At 63.6% G+C, this 24,165-nt stretch carries 24 protein-coding genes; 10 read left to right on the top strand and 14 right to left on the bottom strand.

Annotated features, from left to right (window positions below; genetic code table 11):
• The first annotated feature begins 286 nt into the window (after positions 1-286).
• Complete coding sequence (locus A6V37_RS19155; protein WP_064272178.1) at positions 287-1,132, top strand: glycosyltransferase family 2 protein; 846 nt, start codon at positions 287-289, stop codon at positions 1,130-1,132.
• Positions 1,133-1,257: 125 nt separating this feature from the next.
• Here the strand turns inward: A6V37_RS19155 and A6V37_RS19150 are convergent, their stop codons facing one another.
• Positions 1,258-1,581, bottom strand: a complete 324-nt coding sequence (locus A6V37_RS19150) for a hypothetical protein (RefSeq protein ID WP_064272176.1) — start codon at positions 1,579-1,581, stop codon at positions 1,258-1,260.
• 189 nt (positions 1,582-1,770) lie between these two features.
• Between A6V37_RS19150 and A6V37_RS19145 the strand changes: the two genes are divergently transcribed.
• From A6V37_RS19145 to A6V37_RS19135, 3 genes are all read left to right on the top strand, one after another.
• Positions 1,771-2,694, top strand: a complete 924-nt coding sequence (locus tag A6V37_RS19145) for a recombination-associated protein RdgC (protein WP_064272174.1) — start codon at positions 1,771-1,773, stop codon at positions 2,692-2,694.
• Positions 2,695-2,812: 118 nt separating this feature from the next.
• On the top strand, positions 2,813-3,388 hold the full coding sequence (locus A6V37_RS19140) for a hypothetical protein (protein ID WP_131799952.1): 576 nt from the start codon (positions 2,813-2,815) through the stop codon (positions 3,386-3,388).
• 287 nt (positions 3,389-3,675) lie between these two features.
• Complete coding sequence (locus A6V37_RS19135; RefSeq protein ID WP_064272172.1) at positions 3,676-4,002, top strand: hypothetical protein; 327 nt, start codon at positions 3,676-3,678, stop codon at positions 4,000-4,002.
• 23 nt (positions 4,003-4,025) lie between these two features.
• Here the strand turns inward: A6V37_RS19135 and A6V37_RS19130 are convergent, their stop codons facing one another.
• The 8 genes from A6V37_RS19130 to A6V37_RS19095 form a co-directional block, all read right to left on the bottom strand.
• Positions 4,026-4,982, bottom strand: a complete 957-nt coding sequence (locus A6V37_RS19130; RefSeq protein ID WP_064272171.1) for a Csu type fimbrial protein — start codon at positions 4,980-4,982, stop codon at positions 4,026-4,028.
• Positions 4,979-7,315, bottom strand: a complete 2,337-nt coding sequence (locus tag A6V37_RS19125; protein ID WP_064286224.1) for a fimbria/pilus outer membrane usher protein — start codon at positions 7,313-7,315, stop codon at positions 4,979-4,981. The genes A6V37_RS19130 and A6V37_RS19125 overlap by 4 nt, the downstream gene beginning before the upstream one ends.
• Positions 7,316-7,493: 178 nt before the next feature.
• The gene (locus A6V37_RS19120; RefSeq protein ID WP_082902926.1) at positions 7,494-8,225 is read right to left on the bottom strand and encodes a fimbrial biogenesis chaperone; all 732 of its coding nucleotides are present in this window, start codon (positions 8,223-8,225) and stop codon (positions 7,494-7,496) included.
• Complete coding sequence (locus A6V37_RS19115) at positions 8,222-8,704, bottom strand: Csu type fimbrial protein (protein ID WP_082902929.1); 483 nt, start codon at positions 8,702-8,704, stop codon at positions 8,222-8,224. The genes A6V37_RS19120 and A6V37_RS19115 overlap by 4 nt, the downstream gene beginning before the upstream one ends.
• A gap of 525 nt (positions 8,705-9,229) precedes the next feature.
• The gene (locus A6V37_RS19110; RefSeq protein WP_064286216.1) at positions 9,230-10,438 is read right to left on the bottom strand and encodes an MFS transporter; all 1,209 of its coding nucleotides are present in this window, start codon (positions 10,436-10,438) and stop codon (positions 9,230-9,232) included.
• A gap of 84 nt (positions 10,439-10,522) precedes the next feature.
• Positions 10,523-10,996, bottom strand: a complete 474-nt coding sequence (locus tag A6V37_RS19105) for a VOC family protein (RefSeq protein WP_064272168.1) — start codon at positions 10,994-10,996, stop codon at positions 10,523-10,525.
• 64 nt (positions 10,997-11,060) lie between these two features.
• Complete coding sequence (locus A6V37_RS19100; RefSeq protein WP_064286215.1) at positions 11,061-11,525, bottom strand: VOC family protein; 465 nt, start codon at positions 11,523-11,525, stop codon at positions 11,061-11,063.
• A gap of 163 nt (positions 11,526-11,688) precedes the next feature.
• Positions 11,689-13,290, bottom strand: coding sequence for an SH3 domain-containing C40 family peptidase (locus tag A6V37_RS19095; protein WP_208607877.1), 1,602 nt, complete (start codon positions 13,288-13,290; stop codon positions 11,689-11,691).
• Between the two features lie 257 nt (positions 13,291-13,547).
• Between A6V37_RS19095 and A6V37_RS19090 the strand changes: the two genes are divergently transcribed.
• The 5 genes from A6V37_RS19090 (at position 13,548) to A6V37_RS19070 (ending at position 17,319) form a co-directional block, all read left to right on the top strand.
• A complete protein-coding gene (locus A6V37_RS19090) occupies positions 13,548-13,970 on the top strand; it encodes a TOBE domain-containing protein (protein WP_064272166.1) in 423 nt (140 codons plus the stop codon).
• Between the two features lie 189 nt (positions 13,971-14,159).
• Positions 14,160-14,669: a GAF domain-containing protein gene (locus tag A6V37_RS19085; protein ID WP_064272165.1), complete on the top strand. Its 510-nt coding sequence runs from the start codon at positions 14,160-14,162 to the stop codon at positions 14,667-14,669.
• Positions 14,670-14,866: 197 nt separating this feature from the next.
• A complete protein-coding gene (locus A6V37_RS19080) occupies positions 14,867-15,943 on the top strand; it encodes an aromatic ring-hydroxylating dioxygenase subunit alpha (RefSeq protein WP_082902925.1) in 1,077 nt (358 codons plus the stop codon).
• Between the two features lie 27 nt (positions 15,944-15,970).
• Entirely contained in the window at positions 15,971-16,138 is a 168-nt protein-coding gene (locus A6V37_RS19075) for a rubredoxin (protein WP_064272164.1), read from the top strand.
• A complete protein-coding gene (locus tag A6V37_RS19070; RefSeq protein WP_064272163.1) occupies positions 16,135-17,319 on the top strand; it encodes an NAD(P)/FAD-dependent oxidoreductase in 1,185 nt (394 codons plus the stop codon). The genes A6V37_RS19075 and A6V37_RS19070 overlap by 4 nt, the downstream gene beginning before the upstream one ends.
• Before the next feature lie 157 nt (positions 17,320-17,476).
• Here A6V37_RS19070 and A6V37_RS19065 read toward each other — a convergent pair whose 3' ends face one another.
• Positions 17,477-18,397: a LysR family transcriptional regulator gene (locus tag A6V37_RS19065; RefSeq protein WP_064272162.1), complete on the bottom strand. Its 921-nt coding sequence runs from the start codon at positions 18,395-18,397 to the stop codon at positions 17,477-17,479.
• Between the two features lie 407 nt (positions 18,398-18,804).
• On the opposite strand from A6V37_RS19065, the gene A6V37_RS19060 reads away from it, so the two are divergent.
• Positions 18,805-20,502, top strand: a complete 1,698-nt coding sequence (locus A6V37_RS19060; RefSeq protein WP_064286222.1) for a putative bifunctional diguanylate cyclase/phosphodiesterase — start codon at positions 18,805-18,807, stop codon at positions 20,500-20,502.
• Between the two features lie 15 nt (positions 20,503-20,517).
• Here the strand turns inward: A6V37_RS19060 and A6V37_RS19055 are convergent, their stop codons facing one another.
• From A6V37_RS19055 to A6V37_RS19040, 4 genes are all read right to left on the bottom strand, one after another.
• Positions 20,518-21,609 (bottom strand): extracellular catalytic domain type 1 short-chain-length polyhydroxyalkanoate depolymerase, encoded by a 1,092-nt coding sequence (locus A6V37_RS19055; RefSeq protein ID WP_064272161.1) that lies wholly within the window; start codon positions 21,607-21,609, stop codon positions 20,518-20,520.
• A 50-nt stretch (positions 21,610-21,659) separates the two neighbouring features.
• A complete protein-coding gene (locus tag A6V37_RS19050) occupies positions 21,660-22,085 on the bottom strand; it encodes a hypothetical protein (RefSeq protein ID WP_064272160.1) in 426 nt (141 codons plus the stop codon).
• A gap of 281 nt (positions 22,086-22,366) precedes the next feature.
• Positions 22,367-23,470 carry a YncE family protein gene (locus tag A6V37_RS19045; RefSeq protein WP_064272159.1) on the bottom strand — a complete coding sequence of 368 codons (1,104 nt, stop codon included), beginning with the start codon at positions 23,468-23,470 and terminating at the stop codon, positions 22,367-22,369.
• Between the two features lie 95 nt (positions 23,471-23,565).
• A complete protein-coding gene (locus A6V37_RS19040) occupies positions 23,566-24,120 on the bottom strand; it encodes a hypothetical protein (RefSeq protein ID WP_064272158.1) in 555 nt (184 codons plus the stop codon).
• Positions 24,121-24,165: the final 45 nt, after the last annotated feature.

Genomic DNA, 24,165 nt, shown 5'->3' with positions numbered 1-24,165 from the left:
CCGGATCATTTAGTGCAATTTCGGGACGGTAGTGCGATCCGAATTATAACCGTCCGTTTCCTTGCAATATGCTTGCCACAAACACGCTCAGGCACGGCCGGGCGTCTCACAGCGGCATGTGCGCTGCGTCCCACCGGGCCGTGCGGCGGGGCGCCCCGGCCGATTGTCCCGGCCGCCGGCGGCGCGCTTTGCCGTGCGCTGCGGCCCAGGCGGTACAATCCCCGGCGAAACCCATGGCCGCCGCGCCTTTGAGCCGTGCCCGCACCACGCTAACCGGACCGAATCGATGTTCTCAATCATCATCCCGACCTGGAACAACCTGCCTTACCTGCGCCTCGTGATCGAGAGCCTGCGGCGTCATTCGACGCATGCGCATCAGATCATCGTGCACGTCAACGACGGTTCGGACGGCACGCTCGCCTGGGTGCGCGAGGAGGGCATCGAACACACGGCGTCGCCCGGCAATATCGGCATCTGTCATGCGGTCAATATCGCGGCCGCCCGCGCCACGCGCGATTACATCGTCTACATGAACGACGACATGTACTGCTGCCCCGGCTGGGACGACGCGCTGGTCAAACGCCTCGCGCAGATGCCCGCCGACAACCTGTTCATGCTCTCCGGCACGATGATCGAGCCGGTCGACTCCGGCAATCCCTGCGTGGTGGTGCAGAACTTCGGCCGCGAGGTGGAGAATTTCCGCGCCGAAGAACTGGTTGCCGCCACTCCACGGCTCGCGCGCGCCGACTGGCGCGGCGCGACATGGCCGCCCACGCTGGTGCACCGCGACTGGTGGCATAAGGTAGGCGGCTACAGCAGCGAACTGAGCCCCGGCATGAGCAGCGACAACGATTTCTCGATGAAGCTGTGGGACGCCGGCTGCCGGGTGTTCCTCGGGGTCGGCGACAGCCTGGTCTATCACTTCCAGCAGAAAAGCACCGGCAAGGTCGTCAAGAACGACGGGCGCCGCCAGTTCCTCAACAAATGGGGCATGACGCAAGCCACCTTCGACCGCTATTTTTTGCGCCGCGGCACCGCCGTCGAAGGCGGGGCGGCGGTCAGCGATCCCGAGCAGACGGGCCGTTTGCGGCGCGCGCTGCTCAAATCGCGGATCAAGCGCGCATTCAGCTGACGGACGGCGCCGGACGCACAGACGCAGTGCGCCCTCGAACCGCGTCGCGTCGCTGAGTTGCGCCGGCACGCCAGCGCCAGCCGCTGACGCCGCGTGCGGATCAGCGGATCGATCCAACGCGGGGCTCAAACGCCACCGGTCACCAGCGGCAGCACCGTCAGATCCGGATGCGTGCCGTCGACGATGCTGCGGCCCACATGCACGGCTTCGTAGATCGCATCGTCCTGGTTGGCGAAACTTTCCTCGCCGTCAGCATGAAACGGCACCGTATGACCGGGGATAGCGGGATCCGCACCCGGATGGCAGACGTAGCCGACATACGTGTAGCGGTTATTCGCCGCGGCGGCGGGGGCCTGTGCGTCGCCGGGAGGGTCTTTCAGAGAAGGCCTGACGTGAATCTCGAAACCCTCGTACTCCGACATTTGCCAGGGTGCGGTTTCATCGGCCATGGCCTCCTCCGTCTAGTTGTGCGCCTGTCAAAAAGTCTAGATGATTTCAGCGTAGAACGTGCCCGAAGACGGATTCGGCAAAACCATAATGGCGCGATGGCGCCGCGCTGGGTCACGCGCATTCCGGCCGAACGCGCGATGTCTTTCGTCGGATAGAATGGTGCGCTTTGCCCGTACACGACATTGCCCATGTGGTTCAAAAATCTTCAGTTGCACCGTCTTCCCGCTCCGTGGTCCGTCACCCCCGAACAGATGCAAAAGTGGCTCGCGCCGTATGCGTTCGCGCCCGGCAACAGCGTCGAGATGCAGTCTCACGGCTGGGCATCGCCGCGCGATAACGACTCGCTCGTGTATGCGCTGAATGGCCAGATGCTGCTGGTGTTTCGCGCCGAAAAGAAACTGCTGCCGGCTTCGGTCGTCACGCAGGTCACCAAGGCGCGCGCGCTCGAACTCGAAGAGCAGCAGGGTTTCAAACCTGGCCGCAAGCAGATGCGCGAACTCAAGGAGCAGGTCACCGACGAACTGCTGCCGCGCGCCTTCAGCATTCGCCGCGACACGCGCGTGTGGATCGATTGCAAGAATGGCTGGCTGGTGATCGACGCGGCCTCGCAGGCCGTGGCCGATGAAGTACGCGGCTTGCTGGTGAAGTCGATCGATCAGTTGCCGCTCGGCACCGTGCAAGTCACGCACGCGCCGGTGGCGGCCATGACGGAATGGCTGCTCTCCGGCGAAGGTCCCGCGGGCTTCACGCTCGACCAGGACACCGAGCTGCGCTCGCCGGCCGAAGGCAACGCGACCGTGCGCTACGTCGGACATACTTTGGATGCCGAAGATATGCGCCGTCATATCGAAGCCGGCAAGCAATGCATGCGCCTCGCGATGACGTGGAACGATCGCGTGTCGTTCGTGCTGACGCCCTCGCTGACGATCAAGCGCATCGCGCCGCTCGACGTGCTGAAGGAAGCGGGCGACCCCACCGCGCAAAACGACGACGAACGTTTCGACTCCGACGTCACGCTGATGACCGCCGAACTCGACCGCATGCTGTGCGATCTGCTCGACGCGCTGGGCGGCGAACAGGGCGAGACGATGCGGCAGGCCGCGGCGGCGTAAGAAGTCCTGGTTCGTGGCGGGCAGCGTACGCAATGGCCTCGCGACAGTTTGATAACAGTTGGATAACGACTGAATGATAGCGTGACGATCCTCGCAAGTGCGTATTGGAGGTCAAGGCTTGAATTCATCGCAATTTCAATGGGCAATTGTCGCTATCGGCATGGTGGTCGGCTTAAGTGTGACGCGAGTCCTTACGGGAATGATCGCGACGTTTCGCTCCCGCGCCAATGCAGTTCCGGACGTGAGACCTGTGGCATGGGCGATCTGCATTTTTCTGCTCGAGCTTGAGCTATGGTGGGGGCTGTCCGATCTGCGGACGATCATCAAGGAATGGACATTCCCCATCTTTCTGTTGTTCATATCTTCGCCGCTGCTCCTGTTTATTGCGGCTGCCTTGATTCTGCCTGCGCACGAGCTGCATGCCGGCGAAGATCATCAGCGTATCTTCCGCTGCAACGGTCGTTGGGCGTTGTTTGCCGTCAGCGCATACTATCTTGAATCAATGGGCCAAACGCTGTACTTCTGGAAGGCTCCACTGATCTCGACATGGGCAGCGATCAACGCCGTTCTGATTGTTTTGCCGGTGCTCGCTTTTTTCACTCAGGGAAAGAAAGAACGCGTCATCACGATTTCTGCTGTAGTGCTTACCATTCTATTTGTCTTCATTGACATTCTCATACCCATTCCAGTTTGATCGCCGAAACCGGTAAGCCGTAAAGGCGAGCGCGCTGTGCGGCAGGCAGGCTATGGCGGCGGCCTGCACAAGTTCGGCATCGCGGTGAAATCGGCAATTGCATCAACGGGTTGCCGATTTTGCCGGCTAGTTATGCACAGCCTTGCGAACATTTTCTGTGGGTAACTTTCGTACGCTGGCAAGCTGGACAATCCCCCCTGACGGATCAATAAAGACCTAAAGTTTGCAGTATGAGATGCCGATATATCCGGCATCCCCATCCGTTCCCGGATTGCCTTCCGAACAGCATGAAGTCCCGCACCCTGGCCGTCACGTTGACGGCATGTCTTCTGACCGTGCCGCAGGCGCGCACTTTGCAGGCCGCGCCGACGGAACTCGCGTCGATTCCGGTCAGCTTGACCGTGCAGGAAACGTGCCTTGTTCAAGCCGCAGACGAGGTGATCGGGACGGGAAATCAACCCGTCGTGTCGTGTATTCACGACGCGCCTTTTCAGATCACCCAGGCCGGCCTGGATCCGGCGATCTCGGGCGACCCCGCCAGAAAGCCCGTGCAGCCGGTGGACTTCGTCGCGACGCACGACGCCCGGCAAACCGTCTGGACCATCGCTTTTTAGCCATCGCGCGCAGTCCTCGCGCGTCAGAAAGTAATCGTCGCGGTAATCGTGTCGCTGTAACTGCCGGGGATCGGCGTGTTCTGCGCGGGTACGCGCCCATACACGTTGATCGACACCGCATTGCCGCTGCCCGTGCCGGTGGCCATGGTCGTGCCGGCGGTGCCGTCGCCCCATGCGCTCGTATAGCCGGCGTCGGTGTAGAGCTGGTAATTCACCGTCCCGCCGCCGCCCGAGCGCTGCATCTGCCGCGCCGCGACGCTGCCGCTCGAGCCGCTGCTCAGCGCGATCCGGAAGGCGTCGCCATTGGTGCAGCGCGCCGTGATCGCGCCGGTGGCGTTCAGTGCGGAATTCAGCACGCCCGTCGAGGTGAAGGCGACGTTCGTTGCGCTGATCTGGCAGTTGTTGATCACAGTCGCCATGACGGTGAAGCCGAAGGTGCCGGCGCTCGTGGTGAGCGCGGCGCACCCCGGTTCGAACAGCAGAAAGAAACCATAGGTCAGCGAGGTCTGGCTCAGCGTCTGCGAATAGCTGGTGCTGGCGTTGCCCGTAGTGGGCACGGTCGGCTGATTGGCCGTGATCTGGCCGTAGAAGTTGACGGTGGCCGACGCAGTTGTGCCGGATACCGGCTTGGTGAGCGTCAGCGATATCGGCGTCGTGCCGAGCGCGCTCGAACCCCACGCGAGCGAATGCGCCGCGTCCTGATACAAACCGTACTGCAACTGATTGCTGCCGATGCTCAGGTAGCGCGGCGTCGTGCCGCCCATGTTCAGGCACACCTGCACGCTTGGCGTCAGCGTGATGGCCGGCCAGGTGCACTGCACCGTGACGCTGCCGGTCGCGGACACGGCGCTCAGGCCGATCGGGCTGACGTTGCCGAAGCTCAATGCCGACGGGCTCGCGTTGCAGGTCTGCGCGCTCGCCTGGCGAGGCAGCACGCCGAGCAGGGTGCATAGCGCGAGGAGCAGCAGCAGCCGTCTCATGGCGCTGCCTTGGCCGATGGCGGAGGCGCCGGCTCGGGCGCGGCGGCCGGCATCCGCGTGTCGCAGGTCAACGGCCCGATGGTCGGCAGCGCGCCGTTGGCGGGGCGTTCATAGATGAATTCGAGGCGGCACGTCGCGGTGCCGTTGTCGATGACCAGATGGTTGTCGCGCTGCAGGTTCTCGATAAAGGTCAGGCCGTCGTAGCCGACAATCGTGTCGGCGCCGCTTTCCACGTGATGGACGCGCGTGCCCGGCGGCAGCAGCTTGCCGTCGGCGTCGCGCAGAATTACCGAGGCGGCGCTGTAGCGCGACAGCTGGAACGCAGCCAGCACACCCGCATGCGATTCCGGCACGAGATCCATCGAGGTGGTGGCGATGCGCGCGTCGGCGGGCAGGGTCATGCTGTCGATCGCGACCTGGTTGTGCTGGTACGCGTTCAGATCGGGAATCAGCAGGTGGCCGCCGCGGTCTGTCGTGCCGATCACGCGGTTTTCGTGCAGTACCGGCACGCCCGCGACGCCATCAGTGGAGACCAGCGCAAAGCCGTCGTCGATCCGGCGGGCCGGCGCGATGGTGCGATCCATCAGCACGATCGCGCCGGTCACGTCGAGCGAGGCCCCCGCATGCCGGTCGATGTCCTGCGCGAGCGTCGTCACTTCGCCGTATTTGCCGAGATATTGCGCCTGCGCCTGCCGGTAGGGCGCCGCGCCCGAGCCGCCCGCCTGCACGCCCCAACCCCAGCCGCCCGCATAGTCGGGTGGACGCTGGGCGTTGATGTTGTAGGTGGACTCGCCGTTCTGGCGGCCCACGCTCGCATTGATCGCGGTGTTGTTGCCGAGGCCGAAGCTCGCCGTCAGAAACACTCCTTGCGTGCCATGCTGAAGGAAGTCCTTGTAAGTGCTGAGCGTGAGCGAGGCGAGATTGCCGAAATTCAGCGTGTACGACAGCGAGCCGATGCGCGAGGCGGGAATGCCCGGGAAGCGGTAGCCGACGTAGCTGAGCGACAGGGTCTGGCGGCTGAAGAAGGGCAGTGCCACCGTGACGCGGTCGGTGGCGGTGGGCACCGGCGTGCCGTCGCGCGCGGCGAGGTCGCCGTAGTTACCGTAGGCGCGCAGGGTCTGCGCGTCGATCGAGAAGTGCGGCTCGATCAGTTGATAGCCGAGCCCGACTTGCGTGCCGCTCAGCTTGCCCGCGCTCGCCGATAGCGAGCCGTTGATCACGCCCGCCATGCCAATGCGCACGAGCGCGCCGGCGCCCGCGTTGACGAGGCCGCCGGTTGCTTCCGCATGACCCTCTACGGTCAGCGAGTCGCTCATGCCGCGCCGCGCGGTGGCGCTCACCGCCGGGTTGGGATCGTAGGAGAACGAATCGATGCCGTAGGCGCGGCGCAGGAAACCCGCTTCGAATGAATAGCTCGACAGGCCCGCGGCCAGCATGCGGGTATCGACGTAGAGCGGTAGCGTGGTCGAGATGGTGCGGCCGAGCGCATCGTGCGTGATGACGGTGGCTTCGCCCGCGCCGGTGATACCCGGCACGTTGTTGACGATGAACGGCCCGCTCGGCACGTTGCCGCTGTACTGGCGCACGTTGTTGATATACAGGTCCACCGCCGACGGCACGACGGCCGTGCCCGCAAGCGCCTTCACGGGAAACGTCACGAGGTCGGGGCGCAGCGCGAAATTGCTGCGCCACTGAAAGCCGCCGATGCGGATCGACCGGCTCCAGTCCAGCGACGACGAAATGGTGTCGCCGAACTGCGTGGTGCTGAGCGTGGTGGGGTTCGACATGCTCCACGAGGTGTCGTAGCGCACGTAGTGATGCAGATCGCGGTACAGGTAGGCAATCCCGGCATTGCTCAGCACGCCGGCCGGATCGAAGTAGCGCTCCTCGCTCCACAGCGCGAGCTGTGCGTTCGTCTGGGTTTGCGCGAACGCGTCGTAGTTGATCAGAAATCCGCGCGATGCGGTGGCGTTCGGCGTTCGCGTCAGCTCGCGCGTGTCGACGGCGTACGGTTTGCGGATGGCGTCGGGCACCTGCAGGTCGATGCTTTGGCTCGCGGCGTCGTAGTGGTAGCGCAGGCCCGGGATCTGGTCGAGTTCGAGCAGCGCGTTGCCGGTCGCGCCGAGCTTCCCGGTGGCGATGCCGATGTCGCTCAGATCCTCGGCCGTCGCGCTGAGCTTGCCGTCCCTTTCGCGAAAGTGCGCGATCAATGAGGTGCGTTGGCCGTTGAGCATGACTTCCAGGTACAGATCATGGCTCGTGCCCATCTCCAAGCGCGCATCGGCGCCGGTAACCGCGGGGCGCGTCGGCGACTGCGCATCGGCGGGATTCATGCAGAGCGTGTGCAACGCAGCCGCGAGTGCAATCGCAGGCGGCTTCCATCCATGATGTGTTCGCCGTCGTGTCGTTCTCATCGATTGCGTGGCGGTGCATCGCGTTCATGTCCTATAACCGGGGCGCGCTCATGGCGCCACCCGTGTGCTTACTTTTTTGCGCGCCGCTCTCGCTTGCTTACTCGACATTGACGGTCGCTTCGGTCGGCAGCGAGTTGACCGCGGCGCGCACCTTCAGCGGTCCGTTGCGCCCGACGTTCTCCGGCAACGTGACCGGCCAGTGACGCTCGCGACCGGCCAGCGCGTAGCCGAGCAGCCCCTTGTTGATCGGGTAGGCGTTGCCGGTGACGTCGATGAGTTGCACGGCGGCAATCTGCGCGCGTTTGCCGCCCGCGTTGTCGACGCGCAGCATCCAGCTTTGCGCGCCGCGCGCGAGGTGCCACGACAGCCTGGGCTGGCCGACATCGGTCGCCGGTTCGACGAACACCGGCACCGAATAGCGCAGGCGGATCGTGACGCCGCTGGTGGGTGCCGCGTCGGGTTCGGGCAACTCGTCGATCAGCACGCGATAACCCTGTTCGGTGGTGGCGGGGCCGGGGCTGGTCCGTACCAGCCGCACCAGCTGGTCCGCATGGGCGCCGATCTGCAGCAGCGGCGGGCTCGCCACCAGGTCCTGCGTGGGCGTGAGGGTGTCTTCGCCATTAGCCTGATCCCAGCGGAATACGCGCACCTGGCCGAACAGCGGCTTGTCGCCGGGGTTCTTCAGCGTGATGCCGGTCGCGTTCGCCTGCGCCGGCAGTTGGATCATGACCGGTGAAATCTGCAGCGTCGCGGCTTGCGCGGGCGGCGCGCTCAGACGCCACGCGCATGCGGTTGCGGCGAGTAGCAGGCACAGCGCACGGCGCGTCAAAAGTAGACCGTGGCGGTGATGGTGGTCTGGTAGGTGTCAGGCTTCGGGGTGGTCTGCGCCGGCACCTGGCCGTACACCACGATCGATTGCGCCGACCCGCTGCCGGTGCCGCTAACCGTGTTGGTGCCCTGCGTATTGCCCCACAGCGTGGTGTGGCCGGCGTCCTGATATAACTGGAAGCCGACGGTCGTGCCGGTGTTGCCGGTCGCCGTGCCGGCCATCAGCCGGCTTGTCACGGTCGAACCGGTGACCGTGCCGGCGTCGAGCCCGACGTTGTACGGCGTGGTGTTGGTGCAGGTGACGGCGACCGTGCTTTGCTGGTTGATGGCGGTGGCCAGCACGCCGTTGCTGCCGAAGTTCAGCGGGTTGGCGCTGATCGAGCAATTGGCGTTGAGGGTGAGGGTGACGGTGAAGGTGGCGACCGCGGTGCCATTCGAATAAGTGGCGGCGCGTGCGAGCTGCAGAGGCAAACCGAACATCAATACGACGACGAGGCTGGATGACAGCAGTTTTCGTTTCATTATGAAACCTCTCAGGCCGACCGAACAAAGGGTAGTTATTGCGTGGTCATTTGAATCGACGCCGTAGAATTACGGCATCGATTGCTTGAAAGTGTTGTATCGGGCAATTGCCTTGTGCATTCAATCAATGTAATTCTTGGAAATAAGTCTACACCATACTTTCAATGTCATACAAATAGTGACTTAGTGAATTTTTCTTCGATATCGGATAAGAGTCGCGCTAATAATGGGCTGTCGGTTGGGTGTGAGCAATTGTTTCTGAATTGACGAAGGGCGAAATGCTTATACGCGGTAGTTTTTTCTAACTATCTATTGTTCTTAAAATTCAAGATTCATATTGTAAATATGTGTGACTATGCAATTCGAATTGAGCAGTAAATTCGAATTGGCGTATTTGAGGCGCGGGCATTAAACCGGTGTCGATGATCTAATGTGTGCCGGTATGCGATATTAATGAAGGCTGCGAAGCCGGCGTGAATTGCGCTAATCCCCGAGTGCCAGCGGGCGCCTGCGCCGCACCAGTTTCGCGGCGGTCCATACCGCCGCGCCAATGCCGCCCATCGTCAGCGACAGAATCACGATCAGCGGGCCGGTCTGCGCGCGCGCCGAGAACAGGCTGACCAGCAAACCGGCAAGCGGCTGCGTCATGTTGTTCAGGAGGATCACCACGCCAGTCGTTTTGCCGTAGTCCTGCGGCGGAATGATTCGCTGCCGCGCGCTGCGAATATAGACGTTGAACATCTTGTCGAAGCCGACGATCAACAGGAAGCCCAGCGCGTAGCCCCACGGCGCCGCACTCGCGCCGGCGATGACGCCGCCCGCGCAGATCGCGGCGAAGGCGACCCGGCCCAACATCCGGGCCGGCCACGCGGCGCGCGCGATCGTCAGAAGGATCAGCACCGTGGCTACCGCGCCGGCCGTTTGCAGCCCGGCATAGTAGCGATTCGATTGTGCGTGAAAGCCGGTCACCATCGCGGCGGAAGTCGCGAGCGTCACGCCGATCACCAGATTTTCGGCGGCCGCGAGCAGCACGACTTTTTTCAAACCCGGCAACAGCAGCACATGGCGCAGTGCGATGCGCACCGGCAGCGTCCAGTGACCCGGAGCAGCGGGCGCCACTGCGGCGGCGCGAAAACCGCTTGTGCGCTGCCATAGCAGCAGCGCGCCGTCGGCCAGCAGGAACAGCCCGCCGGTCGCGCCGACCACCCATTCCCAACGCCACAGGCCGAGCAGCAGCGCGGCAAGCATCGGACCCAGCACGAAACCCAACTGGTCGGCCAATTGCGAGTAGGCGAGCACGCGCTGAAACTGCTGCGTGCTGAAAATCTGCGGCAGCATGACTTCACGCGCGACCAGCCCCTGGCTCGTCAGCACGCCGCATGCGGCCGACAGCGCGATCAGCCAGCCGATGCCGCCGAACAGCGCATAGCCGAGCACTCCGCCGAAGCACACCAGTGCCCGCACGGCCTGACTCACCCGCATCAGCCTGAGCGGCGAGACGCGGTCGCATAACGCGCCGAAGAAAGGAAACACCAGGTAGCGGGGCAGCGTTTCGATAAAGAACGCCAGCCCCGACCACGAGACCTGGTGCGTCGTTTGAAAGACGACGAGCGGCACGAGAAACAGCAGGACCTGATCGGCCAGGCGCGCGACAAACAGCGAGCAGAAGAAAGCCAGATGGTTGACGCGCACTGTTCGAATTCCGCCGGTGATGGGTCGAAACCGATCCTATCAAAGATGGCGGTTTCAGTTACCCTGGTTTCAGGTACCCCGGCTTCAGCCACCCCGATAGGCTGCTTCGAGCTGCGCGATGTCCAGCTTGACCATTTTCATCATGGCCGCCATCACGCGGCTGGCGCGGGCGGCGTCCGGGTCGCGCAGCATCACGTCGAGTACATCCGGCACGATCTGCCACGAGACGCCGAACCGGTCCTGAAGCCAGCCGCATTGCCACTCCTTCCCGCCGTCGGCCAGTTTTGCCCAATACCGGTCGACTTCCTCTTGCGAGCCGCAGTGCACGAACAGCGAGATCGCCGGCGTGAACGGGAACTGCGGGCCGCCGTTCAGGGCAATGAACTCCTGGCCTTCGATCTCGAACGTGACGGCCAGCACGCTGCCCTTGGGTCCTGGGCCGGCTTCGGTGTGATGCATCGTGGTGGCGATGCGGGCATCGCCGAAGACGGACGTATAGAAGCGCGCGGCTTCTTCCGCATTGCCGTCGAACCACAGGCACGGCGCAATTTTCTGCATGACGTTTTCCTCCCTGGCACCGGACGGGCCGTGTGTTCCTGCTTGTCCCTGCGTATGCCGCGTATTACTTCATGGCGGCCATGCCCTGCTGGATTTCTTCCGGGCTCAGGTCGCGCGTGTGGGTCGCTAGCGACCAGCTATGGCCGAACGGGTCCTTCACATGGCCGTAGCGATCGCCCCAAAACATGTCGGCGACGGGCATCACGACGGTCGCGCCGGCGTCCACGGCCTGCTTGAAGCTCGCGTCGACGTCTTGCACGTAGAGGTGAATCGTGACCGGCGTGCCGTTCAGCGAAAGCGGACCGAGCGCCCGATGCTCCGGCCATTCGTCGGTCATCATCAGCATGGAGTCGCCGATCTTCAGGCAGGCGTGGATCAGCTTGCCGCCCGGACCGGGCAGGCGAAACTGTTCGACGGCGTTGAAGGCCTTCTTGTAGAACTCAATGGCCTCGGCCGCGTTGGCGCAGACCAGATGCGGGGTGATCGAGTGCATCCCTTCGGGGATCGGTTTGACAGCGGAACTGGACATGACAGCGACTCCTTGAAGTGACAGGTTTGTGACTTGAAAGACCGGCTGGGCGAGCCTTGTGAGCCAGGCCTTCAACGTTACGACGAACGCATCACCGGCGAATCGACACTCCGGAAAAAATATTCTTGAGTCCGGACGTCCGCAAGCCGGGCACAGGTCCTGCTTACCCGGCCGGGTTGTCCTCATCCGGTGACGGCGACGCGGTGCTGCCGCGCGGCGCGCCGAGAATGCTGATCTGGAACGTTCGCGTGGCCGCGAGCGATTGGAGCGTGGCGTCTTCGGGAATGCGTTCGACGAGCGGCAGAATCACCGAGCCGCCGATCACCGCGCGCCGGCTGTTATCGGCGGGGCGCAGGCCCCACACGTCCTGATAGACGACCGGCACCACGCTGCCGTTGCGGGTCGTGTTGCCGATGTACAGCATCACGTGGCCGCCGATATAGATCAGCGTGCGCATCGGTTCGCCGTGCTGCGCGAGATACTCGAGCCGTTCGGCGGGCGTGGACGACGACAGATCGACCATGCGCCCGGCGTCCATCTGCGTGGACGAATGGCGTGGCAGCCAGACGCCGAATGCCGCGAAGATGCTCTGCAGTTCCGACGAACAATCGTTATAGAGGCCGCTATTGCCCCAGCCATAGGGCCGCCCGATCAGCGCTTTCATCAGCATGGCCAGATGGCGCGGCGTGGCGGCGAGCGGCGCCGGCGCGATCTGCGCGTCGCTCAGGACGGCGCTGCGGATCAACGCCCGGCCTTCCGTATCGCGAGCGGGCACGAGGATATGGCGTGCCGCGTTGGCCGTGTCCGTGCCGCTTGCCTGGCTCGCGGCGGGTTGTCCGGCCGCCGGCCGCACAGCGGTGGCCGGGACGATCGGCAGCAGCGTGCCGGCCGGCGCGTCGAAACGGAACACGCCGCGGCTGTCGCGCACCGGCGCCGACGCCACGATCACCGCGCCGAGCGCTTTGCCCGTCGCGGCGCGCCACATGTCGACGAAGCGTCCGTCGGCCATGGCGACGCCGTCGCTGCGCACCCAGCCCTGCACGTCGGGTGTCTGCACGTACTGCCATGCGCCGTCGGCGCTGCTGCCCAGCACATACAGCGGCGTACCCGGCCGCACGGCCGAGATTTGCAGGTTGTCGAACGGATAGCCTTCGCCCGCCAGATGATGGTCGTAAAACGACGGATCCATGGTCGGCAGTTCGCGCACCATGAGGTTGCTCGTGGCGATCGCGCGGCGCTCGGGCTGATAAACGGGCGCCTGCGTGAACTGTCCGACATTCATGTTTTGCGCAATGGCGTCGATCCACGCCTTGTCGTGCGGGCGGAAGTTCTCGCCGTAGCCGAGCTCCGCGCCTTGCTTGCCGGTGTTGTCGAATTTGTCGATGCGCCGCTGCTGCCATGCGGCAATGTCCGCGCCTTGCTCGCGATAGATGCGCGTGGTCACAAACGCCGCATTCCACGGGGAGGGCGCCGAGGTGCCGGTGCCGAAGTAGCGCGCGTAAAGCGCCTGAAAGTGGGCCTGCTGATCCTCGCGGCTCAGGAACGGCTGGTCGTAGTTCGGGCTGTCCGGCTCCAGCCAGTGGTCGACATTCTGGTCGTAACCGGCCATCGGGAACAGCGTGACGTTGTCGGCCGGTGCGTGCGCGTCGCGCGCCGGCGATGGGTTGCTGCAGGCGCTGATCGCCGCCAGAGCGGCGCATAACACGGCGGCGCGGCAGGCGGTCGGCCATGTGGCGGCAAGGCGGGATAGAGCGGCAGCGGGCATGAGATTCGAAGGAGAAAGTGCAGGGCATGATGATACGGTGTCGGCGGAGTGTGCGGCACGTTGCGCCCACCCGTTATGCATATCTATACACAACGTTTATGTGGTTTCATTGATTGTTGAACCGTCAATAGCGGCCGCGCCATACCGCACTTCACGTGCGTGCGGCCGCAACCGCCGAGCGTTCCACTACACTCGCCGCCTACCCCAACGCAGCGCCTCGACATGCTCGTGCGGGGCCGCACAACCAGGAGAGCAACATGCAAACTAGCGCACGTAATCAATTCGCCGGCGAAGTCACCGATCTCAAACACGGCGCCGTGAACGACGAAGTCACGCTGCGCACCCAGGACGGCCTGGAGATCGTCTCGATCATCACGCACGGCAGCGCGAGTTCGCTCGGCCTCTCGGTGGGCAAGAAAGCGTTCGCGCTGGTCAAGGCTTCGTCGGTGATCGTGATGGTCGACGTGGCGAAGAACCAGGTGTCGGCGCGCAATTGCATCGCCGGCACGGTGTCGGCGGTCACCAAGGGCGCGGTGAATTCGGAAGTGAGCATCAGCGCGGGTGGTGCGCAGATCGCGGCGATCATCACCAATGAGAGCGTCGAGCGTCTCGGCCTCGCGAACGGCAAGTCGGCGACGGCGATTTTCAAGGCGTCGAGCGTGATCGTCGGCGTCGAATAATGGCCGTACGGCTTGTCCCGTTGGCTCGTCGCGCGCGGTGACGGCCAACGGAATGCCTGGAAACGCAGGGAAGGCGGATTTTCATCGCGGCGTACGCGCTGCCGCTTGCGGCGTTCCGCGAAGGAAATGCCAGCTTGCTTTACACTGCAAGACTTGCCATCCCTTTCCGCTTTTTCCACGGACGCCGTTATGTTCGAAGTCTCCTCCACCTCGCATCTGTCCAAAGCCGCGCAATACGAAGAGTTGGTCGCCCAGGCGCGCTCGCTGCTCGCGGGCGAAACCGACTGGATCGCCACCGCGGCCAATTTTTCTTCCTTCGTGTTTCATTCCCTCAGCGACCTGAACTGGGCCGGTTTCTATTTCCACGACGGCCGCGAACTGGTCGTCGGACCGTTTCAGGGCAAGCCCGCGTGCGTGCGCATCGCGCTTGGCAAGGGCGTGTGCGGCACGGCCGCGCAAACCCGGCAGACGCAGGTCGTGCGCGACGTGCATGAGTTTCCCGGCCATATCGCCTGCGACTCGGCTTCGCAATCGGAAATCGTCGTGCCGCTCGTAGCTCCAGACGGCACGCTGATCGGCGTGTGGGACGTCGACAGCCCGATCGTGGCGCGCTTCGACGAAGAAGACGCGAAGGGCATGGAAGCGCTGTGCGCGGTGTTCATCGAAGCAGCGATGCCGCGCGCCGCATCGGCGTCCTGAAGAACACGCGGCAGCGGGGCGCCTATGCGCGGGGCGCCCATGCGCTTTCGTACATAGAGTAGATGCAGTTCAGGGGATGGGTCGGCGGACCTCATCCCGTTATCGTTCTCTCCACGCGCTCGGCATGCCCCGAAAGAGTTTCGTTCAAGGGGCAGCACATGAGCGCGACGAACCCCCACCAGGTTTTGGAGACACGCATGAGTTCCGCCGCTACTGTCATTGCTAATTCCACCTCTGCCCCGCTGACGTTTCAACGTTCCCCCGCTTTACCCCGCAACTGCACTTTCGACAGCCACGACTGGGAGATTCTCAGCCGCTACTGGCATCCGGTGGCATTCGCCGCCGACGTCGCCGACAAGCCCATTAGCGTGACGCTGCTCGATGAGCCGCTGGTCGTGTTCCGCTCGAACGGTCAACTGGTGAGCGCGCGCGACGTCTGCCCGCATCGGGGTGCGCCGCTCAGCCAGGGGTGGGTCGATAACGGCAACATCGTGTGCCCGTATCACGGCCTTGCCTATAACAGCGAGGGCAAGTGCAAACATATTCCGTCGCAAACCGACGGGCCGATTCCCGATCGCCTGCATCTCGTCACCTATGCGACGCAGGAGGCGTATGGCCTCGTGTGGGTGTCGCTCGGCGGCGGCACCGAACCGTTGCCGGCATTTCCTAACTGGGACGACCCCGACTTCCAGCAGATCCTGCCGCCTTCGATCGATATCAACGCGTCGGCCGGGCGCCAGACTGAAGGCTTCATCGACGTCGCGCATTTTGCGTGGATCCATCACGATAGTTTCGCCGACCGGCGGAATCCGGTCGTGCCGCAATATTCCGTTGAGCGGCGCGAACGCGGCATGCATGCGGAGTACGTGAGCACTGTCAGCAACTTTCCGAAGTCCATGCAGCATCGCGCGCCCGAAGGTTATGAGTGGCGCCGCGTGTTCGAAGTGGACGTGCCGTTCTTCGCGCGTCTGACAGTGCACTTTCCCGAAGGCGGACGTCTGTCGATCCTGAACGCCGCAAGTCCTGTGTCGGCGCGCAAGACGCGTCTGTTCGTACCGATCGTGCGCAACTTCGACAAGGACCTGCCGCTCGATGATGTGTACGCGTTCAATCGTCAGGTGTTCGAAGAAGATCGCGCGATCGTCGAGCAGCAGCGTCCGGAAGACCTGCCGATCGACCGGGCGGCGGAAGCGCCGATTCTGGCCGATCGTTCGTCGGGCGCATACCGGCGCGCGCTGGCCGAGATCGGTCTCGGCCAGGCTTATGTGCGCTGAAACACGCGGCGATTCGGGAGAGATGTGATGAAAGTATGGGAATGTGTGATCTGCGGCTTTCGCTATGACGAGGCGCTGGGTTTGCCTGAAGCGGGCATCGCGCCGGGCACGCGTTGGGAGGATGTGCCGGACGACTGGTTGTGTCCGGATTGCGCGACCGGCAAGCACGACTTCGAGATGCAGGTGGTCGTATGACGGCCGCGCAGCAGGCGGGCAAGGAGCCGCCGGTGGTAATCGTGGGCACCGGCATGGCGGGCTATACCGTTGCGCGCGAATTGCGCAAGCTCGACAGCACGGTGCCGATCGTGATGATCAGCCGCGACGACGGCAGTTTCTATTCGAAGCCCATGTTGTCGAACGCGCTGGCGATGAAGAAAGAGCCGCAAACGCTGGTCAGTTTCGACGCGATGGCGATGGCCGCGCAACTGGGCGCGTGGATTCGTGTGCGTCAGAAGGTCGAGCGCATCTTGCCGGCGGAGCACACGCTGGTCGTGGATAACGCGCTGGTTGGCTACGGCAAACTGGTGCTGGCCACCGGCGCCGATCCGCGCCGCCTGCGACTGGAGGGTGACGGTGCGGGCGACGTGTTGTCGATCAACGATCTCGACGACTACGCGCGCTTCCGATCGGCGCTCACGCCTTGCCGTTCAGTGGCAATTCTGGGCGCGGGCCTGATCGGCTGCGAATTCGCCAACGATCTGGCGGCCGCCGGCTATGCGGTCAACCTGATCGATCCTGCCGCGACGCCGCTGGCGCGTTTGCTTCCGCAAGAAGTCGGCGAGATTTTTGCGCGCGGCCTCGGCACGGGTGGCATCCGCTTTCATCCCGGGCGCAGTGTGCAGCGGATCGACCGTTTGCCGGACGGTTACCGGCTGAGCTTCGTGGAAGGCGAGCCGATCGCCGCCGACCTGGTCGTGTCGGCGATCGGACTTGCGCCGCGCACGGCATTGGCCGCGGACGCAGGACTCGAAATCGATCAGGGTATCCGTACCGATGCGTGGTGCCGCACCAGCGCGCCGGATATTTATGCGCTCGGCGACTGCGCGGCTATAGATGGCAAAGTGCAACCGTACGTTCTGCCAATCATGCACGCCGCGCGGGCACTTGCACGAACGCTCGTAGGCGAACCGACGCGCGTCGCCTTTCCGGTCATGCCGATCACGGTGAAAACGCCGGCGAGCCCGGCAGTCGTCGTGACGCCCGAAGGCGAGGGCGCGTGGTCGATCGAAATGGGCGCCGATGCGGCCGACCACGCGGCACGTGCCGTGTGCAAGGACGCCGCGAGTGAACGGCCGTTAGGATTCGCACTGCTCGGCGCCGCGGTGGAAGGCAAAGCGGCACTCGTCAAGGCGATGGCCGCGGGACGCGCAAACTAACCCATAACAATGTTCCGTCTGACCGACCTCACTTTGTGATCGCTCGGTGTCTGAAAGGGGCCTGTCACCTCGAAGGTATCCGATGATTGCATTCACGCCGCAAGCTCTGCTTGCGGCGTTTTTTTTGCATGCAGAAGGAAAGCGCCTGGCCGTTGGATCAGGAAGCCAGCTCTTTGGCGACAGTGGCAATCAGCCTGCGCAGCCATACCGCGGCCACGCTGCGATGCGTGCGGTCGTGCCAGAGTTGGTAGTAGGTGAGAGCGCGCGGCTCCCCTGGCACCGGCTCGATACGCAGCGGCAAGAGTTTTGTGTAATGCGTGGCGAGTGCGCGAGTGGTGGTGAACAGCAGGTTGGAGCGCGCAAGAACATAAGGCGCCATGCCGAAGTACGGCAGCGTTGTCGTGACGGTACGCGACAGGCCATTGCGTGCGAGTTCCACATCGACCGTGCCCCACGCCGTGGTGTTGTAGGTCGTGACGGCCAGATGGTCGGCCTCTTCATAGACGGGCTTGCTCAGGTGTCCCGGGTTGATCGGGTGGCCGTTGCGCATCAGGCACACCAGTTCGTCCTTGCACAGAGGCTGCAAATGCAGATGTTCCGGCGGCGTGCGCCAATTGCCGATCACCAGGTCGAGAAAGCCGCTTTCCAGACCGTGTTCGTAGCCACCATCCACCATCATCAGGTGCCGGAATTCGAGCTTGGCGTGCGGCGCTTCGCGATGAAACGCATCGACCACGGCGGGCACGAAGAACGCGTCGAGATAGTCCGGCGATCCAATGCGAAAGGTCTGGCTGGTGGTGGCGGGATTGAACGACGTGGTGGGATTCAGTATCGCCGCGATGCTGCTCAGTGCCTGCGCGGTCGGTTCGATTAGTGTCAGCGCGTGCGCCGTGGGCACCATCCGGCTGCCGCTGCGCACCAGCAGCGGATCGCCTGTCATCTCCCGCAGTTTGCGCAGCGCCACGCTCACAGTGGGCTGCGATTGTCCGAGCAACGCCGCCGTGCGCGACACGCTTGATTCGGTCAGCAGCGTGTGCAGCACCTTGAGGAGGTGCGAGTCAATGACTTCCTTGGACATGAAATGCGGAGCGCCGGCGCGCGCGGATTCGCGCGGCGCAACAGCGGTTTTTAGAGGGGAATCGTCATCGAAATATATATACGGATATAACGGTCGTCAATCCGGCACAGCCCTGCATGCGAGCTTCGAGTGCCCTTGTGCATTGACTCATGAAGGATGGGGTATCCTGGCAATAGCGAGCCGTGTATGGTGCGGGTGCCGGTTTGAATAAATGGAGGGCCAGCCGATGGAAACGACAGACGTGAAGAATGTACGGCCGGTGAGGGAGCGGGGAGCAGGAAAGCCGCTATCATACGGACGGTTGGCCGGATCGGGACCGAAATTGCCCGGCCTTACCGTTGGCTTCCGACGCGCCAACAGCTCGCTTGATGCCTTTCACCACCCATAAATATCAACAGACCGGCGCGATGCAAGACGACCTCTACGCCGAAACACGTCCACACGACGCCGTGCTTGCCTCGGCGCCCAACGGCATGTTCATCTGCGCCGCGGATGGCACGCTCGAATCCGTCAATGCCGCTTTCGAAAAGCTGACTGGATTCGCGGCCACGGAGTTGATTGGGCGCCGTACGTTTGAGTCTTTGCTCGATCCGGCCGAGTTCGCCAAGCGCCGCGCCGAACTGCCGCCGCTGGCGACGGTGAGCACGCGCTATGAAGGCGAATGGATTGTGTTGCGGCGTAACGGCACGCCGGTTCGCGTGGTCCTCGCGCTGGCGCCGCTCGTTACGGAGACGGCGCAGGCGGCCTGTCCGCCGGGCTACGTTGGCATCGTCGTCGACATGACGCGCTATGCGCAATCCGAAGCGCGCCTGTGGTACGTCGCCCATCACGACGGCGTGACTCGCCTGCCGAATCAGACGCTGTTCACCGAACGCCTGGAGTTGACGATCGCGCGTTGTCAGCGCAGCGGCAGCGGCTTTACCGTGCTGATCGCCGAACTCGATCATCTGCGCAAACTGCGCGACGCGCTGGGTTTGCACGCGGCGGAACTCGTGCTGCAGATTGTCGGCGAACGGTTGGGCGGCCTGTTTCCGAACGACGGCACGATTGCGTCGATTGGCGGTACGCAGTTTGCGCTGCTGATCAACGAAAGCGGCGCGGCCGCTGATGCGTTTGCTGCCGAGGCGCTGGGCCGCATCGCCGAATCGATCGACTACGCCGGGACCGCGCTGAGCATTACCGCGAGCATCGGCATCGTGGCTTATCCGGCCGACGGCGCCGATGCCCCTACGCTGATGCGCCGCGCGGGGGTGGCATTGTCGGCGGCATCGGCGGTGAGCGGCAACGCGGTGCGGCGGTTTTCCACCGCGCTCGAAGGCCAGGCGGCGCGACGCTTCGAACTGGCGGCGATGTTGCGCGAAGCGATTGCGCGTCAGCAACTGCATCTGGTGTATCAGCCGCAGGTGACGCTCTCCAACGGACACATCGCACAAGTGGAGGCGCTGCTGCGCTGGAATCATCCGCAGCGTGGCTTGATCAGCCCGCTAGAGTTCGTGCCGGTGGCGGAAGAGGCCGGCCTGATTGAACAGATCGGCGAGTGGGTGATCCGGACCGCGTGCCGCGACGCGGGTAAATTGCTGAGGCAGACCGGCAACTTGCCGCGTTTCGCGGTGAACGTCTCGCCGCAACAGTTTCAGCGGCACAACCTGTTCGAAACGATTCAGGAAGCGCTGGCCGACGCCGCGCTCGATCCTTGTTATCTCGAGGTGGAAATCACGGAGGGCGTGTTGCTCGACGATACCGAGCAGGCCTTGCAGACACTGCATGCGTTGCGTGAACTGGGGGTGGAGGTCGCGGTGGACGACTTTGGAACCGGCTACTCGAGCCTCGCCTATCTCACGCGCTTTCCGCTGCATCGCCTGAAAATCGATCGCTCGTTTGTGATGCGCATGAACACCGATCCGCAGAGCGCGGCGCTGGTTGGGGCGATCATCGCGATGGCGCATTCGCTCAAGCTGCGTGTGACGGCGGAAGGCGTCGAAACCGCAGAGCAGGCCGTGCAACTTGAGGCGCTCGGTTGCGACGAGGCGCAAGGCTTCTGGTTTTCGCGGCCGATCACCGTCGCGGCGCTGCGCAATTTGTTGAGGCCTTTGGGCGCGATTTGACGCGCCGGGCCTTGCTCACTGAGCGCGCGGATGAGCGAGAAAAAATCTAACCATTTCCGCGGCGGCGTCGGGCCCGGACGGGTCCGTGTAGGAGCCCCGCTGACTGCCGCCGGCCCACGCGTGGCCTGCGCCGTGGATGACCCAATATTCCGCTTCGACACCGTTCGCCGCGATGCGACGTTGCTGCGTGTAGGCGCGGCGGTTGCTCGTGCCGGTCGCGCCGCTCGATTGCGTGCTGATGTGGGCATCGAATGGCGCAACGATCTCGGTGGCGTTGGCCGGATGAACCGTCGAATCCGCGTCGCCATGGAACACGATGAGCGGGCGCTGCGGCGCGCCATGCGAGCGAGTGTGGCGCACCTTGCCGCCTTTCATCGCGGCGAGCGCCGAGGGAAGATCCCGTGCGCTGCCATAGGCGAGGCCCGAATGCACACCCGCTGCCGCGTACAGATCGGGCGAGGTTTTCAGCATGACGTCCGCCATGGCGCCGCCTGCCGATAAACCGGCCACGTACACGCGCGCTGGATCCACGCGATAGTGTTCCATCACTTCGCGTGTCATGCCGGCAATCAACGAGGGCTCGCCGTGATCGCGCTGCTGGTCGGCAGGCCTGAACCAGTTCCAGCACACCGAATGATTGGCCGCTTTCGATTGATTCGGGTAAGCGACGATGAATCCGTGGCGCTCGGCCAACGCGTTCATGCGCGTGCCGGCTGCGAAGTCGTCGGCGTTCTGGGTGCAGCCGTGCAGCATCACGATCAGCGGCAACGGTTGGCCGTTGTAGACGGCCGGCACGTACAGCTTGTACTGGCGTTGTCCCGCTGCGTTGCTGAACGTGTGTGTGCTGAAGGTGCCGGGGGTGTCGGCGTCGAAGGTCGGCGCGGCAGGGGCGTGTGGTGTGGGGTTCGTTTGCGTTTGCGTCTGTGTCCAGGCTTGCGCCCAATCACTGGCCGTCGATGGCGCCTGCGATGCTCGTGTGCGCTGCACATGGCCCTTGCTGCCGGAGAGCGCGCGTTGAATCGCCGCAGTGGCTTCTTTCGGACCCTTCGTGCGCAATAGCTCGAAGGCGTCTTTCATCGACTTCAGGAAGTCGTCGTTCATCTTGATGATGACCTGGGTTGGCCTTGGTTAGTGGCGGAGATGGGGAGCCGACGAGCCTAGCTGATGCGGCCGGCGAGGGCTGCCTTGACGGCGGGCGACGCGTGAAACGCGCCGAGCACCACCACCGAAGCAATTGTGGCCGCGGCAAGTTCGGGCGGCACATCTGCTGCGATGCTGGCGAGGCCGAGCACGTGAATGTCGAGTTGCTCTTTGGCGGCCCGAGCAGCTTCGAGGTCCTGCCGCGAGAAGTGCTGCAGGCCAAGCACCATTTCGCGCCGGGTCACCGTTTCCGACACGACTTGAGCATGCACCGCGAGCTGGTTGCGGATGGCGGTGCGGATCAGGTCGGTGCGGTTCGTATAAAAACCTTCCTCGACCAGCAGATCGATCTGGCCGAGGTCGACCGGGCCGAGGTTGATGGTGATTTTTTCGGTCTCGCCGCCCTTGGGGCGCGAGGTGTCGATGAGGCTGAGTTTGGGCATTTGCACTCCCGGAGGCATCTGATCGCCATCCGTATAACATCCAATGGGATGGTTATACGCCTTGCGGCGGAGCGCGGTCAATGGGGAAAAAAGGGGGCATTACCTGATTGTGTGGGTCATGCCAACCCCTGAACTATTGAGGTTGATCCAGCGCCGCGGGCGGGCTAGTCAGGCGACGACAATTCACATCAGCGCAATATCGTACTGCTCTATTTTTCAGCTAGTGTCCTTTGCTGGCTGCCCGGGATCTGTTGATCCTCGCTGCAAAGGCGCGCCAGTACCTACTTCCCCGCGACCGTCTTCACCCCATTACCCGGCAGCACGTTGAAGCGCAGCACCTTGCCGCCCGCGCCGGACTCGCCGGGTGAGACCGCGATGAACAGCGCGTGGCGCTCGGGCACGAGGATCGCTGTCTTTGCGCCCTTGGCAGTCGGCACGTGCGCGATCTCCTGGTAGTGGTCGGCATCCTTCTGCTCGATCACGCCCAGATAGTCGTCGCCGGCCATGTAGATGCGCCGGTTCGCTTCGTCGAAGATCACCTGATTAGTACGTTGCGGCGCATCGAATGACGCGATCGTGTTGCCGTTGGCCGCATCGAGCACGAGCAGCCTGAACGGCTTGCGCGTGCCGACGAACAACCGGTGGTGCTTTTCGTCGAACGCCATCGGCGCATTGAGCTCCGCACCGTGGATCGGCCAGTTCGCGGTCACGTTGCGCGTCTTCTTGTCGACGACCGCCAGCGTACTCTGGCCGGTCACGTTGACGAACAGGCGATTGCCGTGCTGCTCGGCCGCCATCGATTCGGTGAAGTCGGTGTCGAACGTCACGTCGCCGATGTGGCTGCCGGTACGCGGATCGACCTCCGAGACGACCGTCTTCGCCATCTTTGGCTCGGCGTTCTTGCCGCCGGTCACGACGTACATGTGCCGGCTCGACGGATCGTAGAGCATCGAGTCCGCGCCGACGACGAGCGGGATCGAGCCGATGATCCGATAGCTCGCGCCGTCGACGATGCGCGTCATGCCGGTGCCGCTGTCAGTGACGACCAGGCGGTTCACGTCGGGCAGGAAGAGCGGCGCGTGCGGCTGATCGAAGCCCTTGATCGTATGCAGATGCTTGCCGCTGCCGAGATCGAACACTTCGAGCGTTGCGCCGTCTTCACCGGCAAGGAACAACCGGCCGCCGGCCACGTCGACCGCGAAGTGGTCGAAATCGCCTTTGTAGTCGGGCAATAACGTGCTGCTGGCAAGCCGCAGCGGCGTGCCGACTGGTGCGGATACGTCGGACGCCGGCGTCGTGGCGAGCGCGTTGTCCGGCAGCGTCGCGCCCAGTCCCGCGACCGCGAATGCCGCCAGCGACAGGATCACGGAAATTCGCACACGCATGTTCAATCTCCTGAAAGGGGGATCGTTAAATAAAGCGCCCCACCGGTCCTACCGGAGAAGGCGCTTCAAAGAGTCAATGCCGGGTCGCGCGCCGCTTACTTGGCGGCCTCGAACAGCGTGCCGAAGGTCGGAATCTGCTTGGCAAGCGCATCGCGCAGGTGCGTCGACGCGAGGAAGAACTGCGTCTCGCTCTTCGTGTGCGCGGCGTCGTTCTTGTACGCGAGCACGATTTCGCCGACGTTATTGCCTTTCGCGTCACGCAGCGGCAGCATCATGACGAACTTCTGGACGGTATCGTTCGGGCGGTGCCAGCGCGGATCGACGATCGTGATGCCCTTCTTCGAGATGTCGATGTCATCCGGATCGTCGGCGTTGCCGATGCGGTCGTGATAGGAGCCGGCGAACATTGTGTACCCATCCGTCATGCCCGGAGGTGTGCCGTGGAACGTCACGCTGAGCAGTTCGGGGTGCTGCGCCATGATCTGGTCGGACAGCTTTTGCGCGTAGATCTTCTCGCTCGGCGGCGTCCAGTTCTTCGGGTGCGCTTCAGGGGCGGCGGGAGCGGCAGGCGCTGCATCGGCCGCGTACACCGCGGATGCCGACATGGCGCCGAACATCGCGATGAGAAGGGTTTGGGTCAGGGTCTTCATGTCTCTCCTCTGTTTGTCATACGAGCGTGATGAAAGCAGGTGCGA

This window comes from Paraburkholderia ginsengiterrae (assembly GCF_001645125.1).
Taxonomy (GTDB): Bacteria; Pseudomonadota; Gammaproteobacteria; order Burkholderiales; family Burkholderiaceae; genus Paraburkholderia; species Paraburkholderia ginsengiterrae.
Note: the sequence above shows the minus strand (reverse complement) of the source record. Positions and strands in the feature narration are given on the sequence as shown.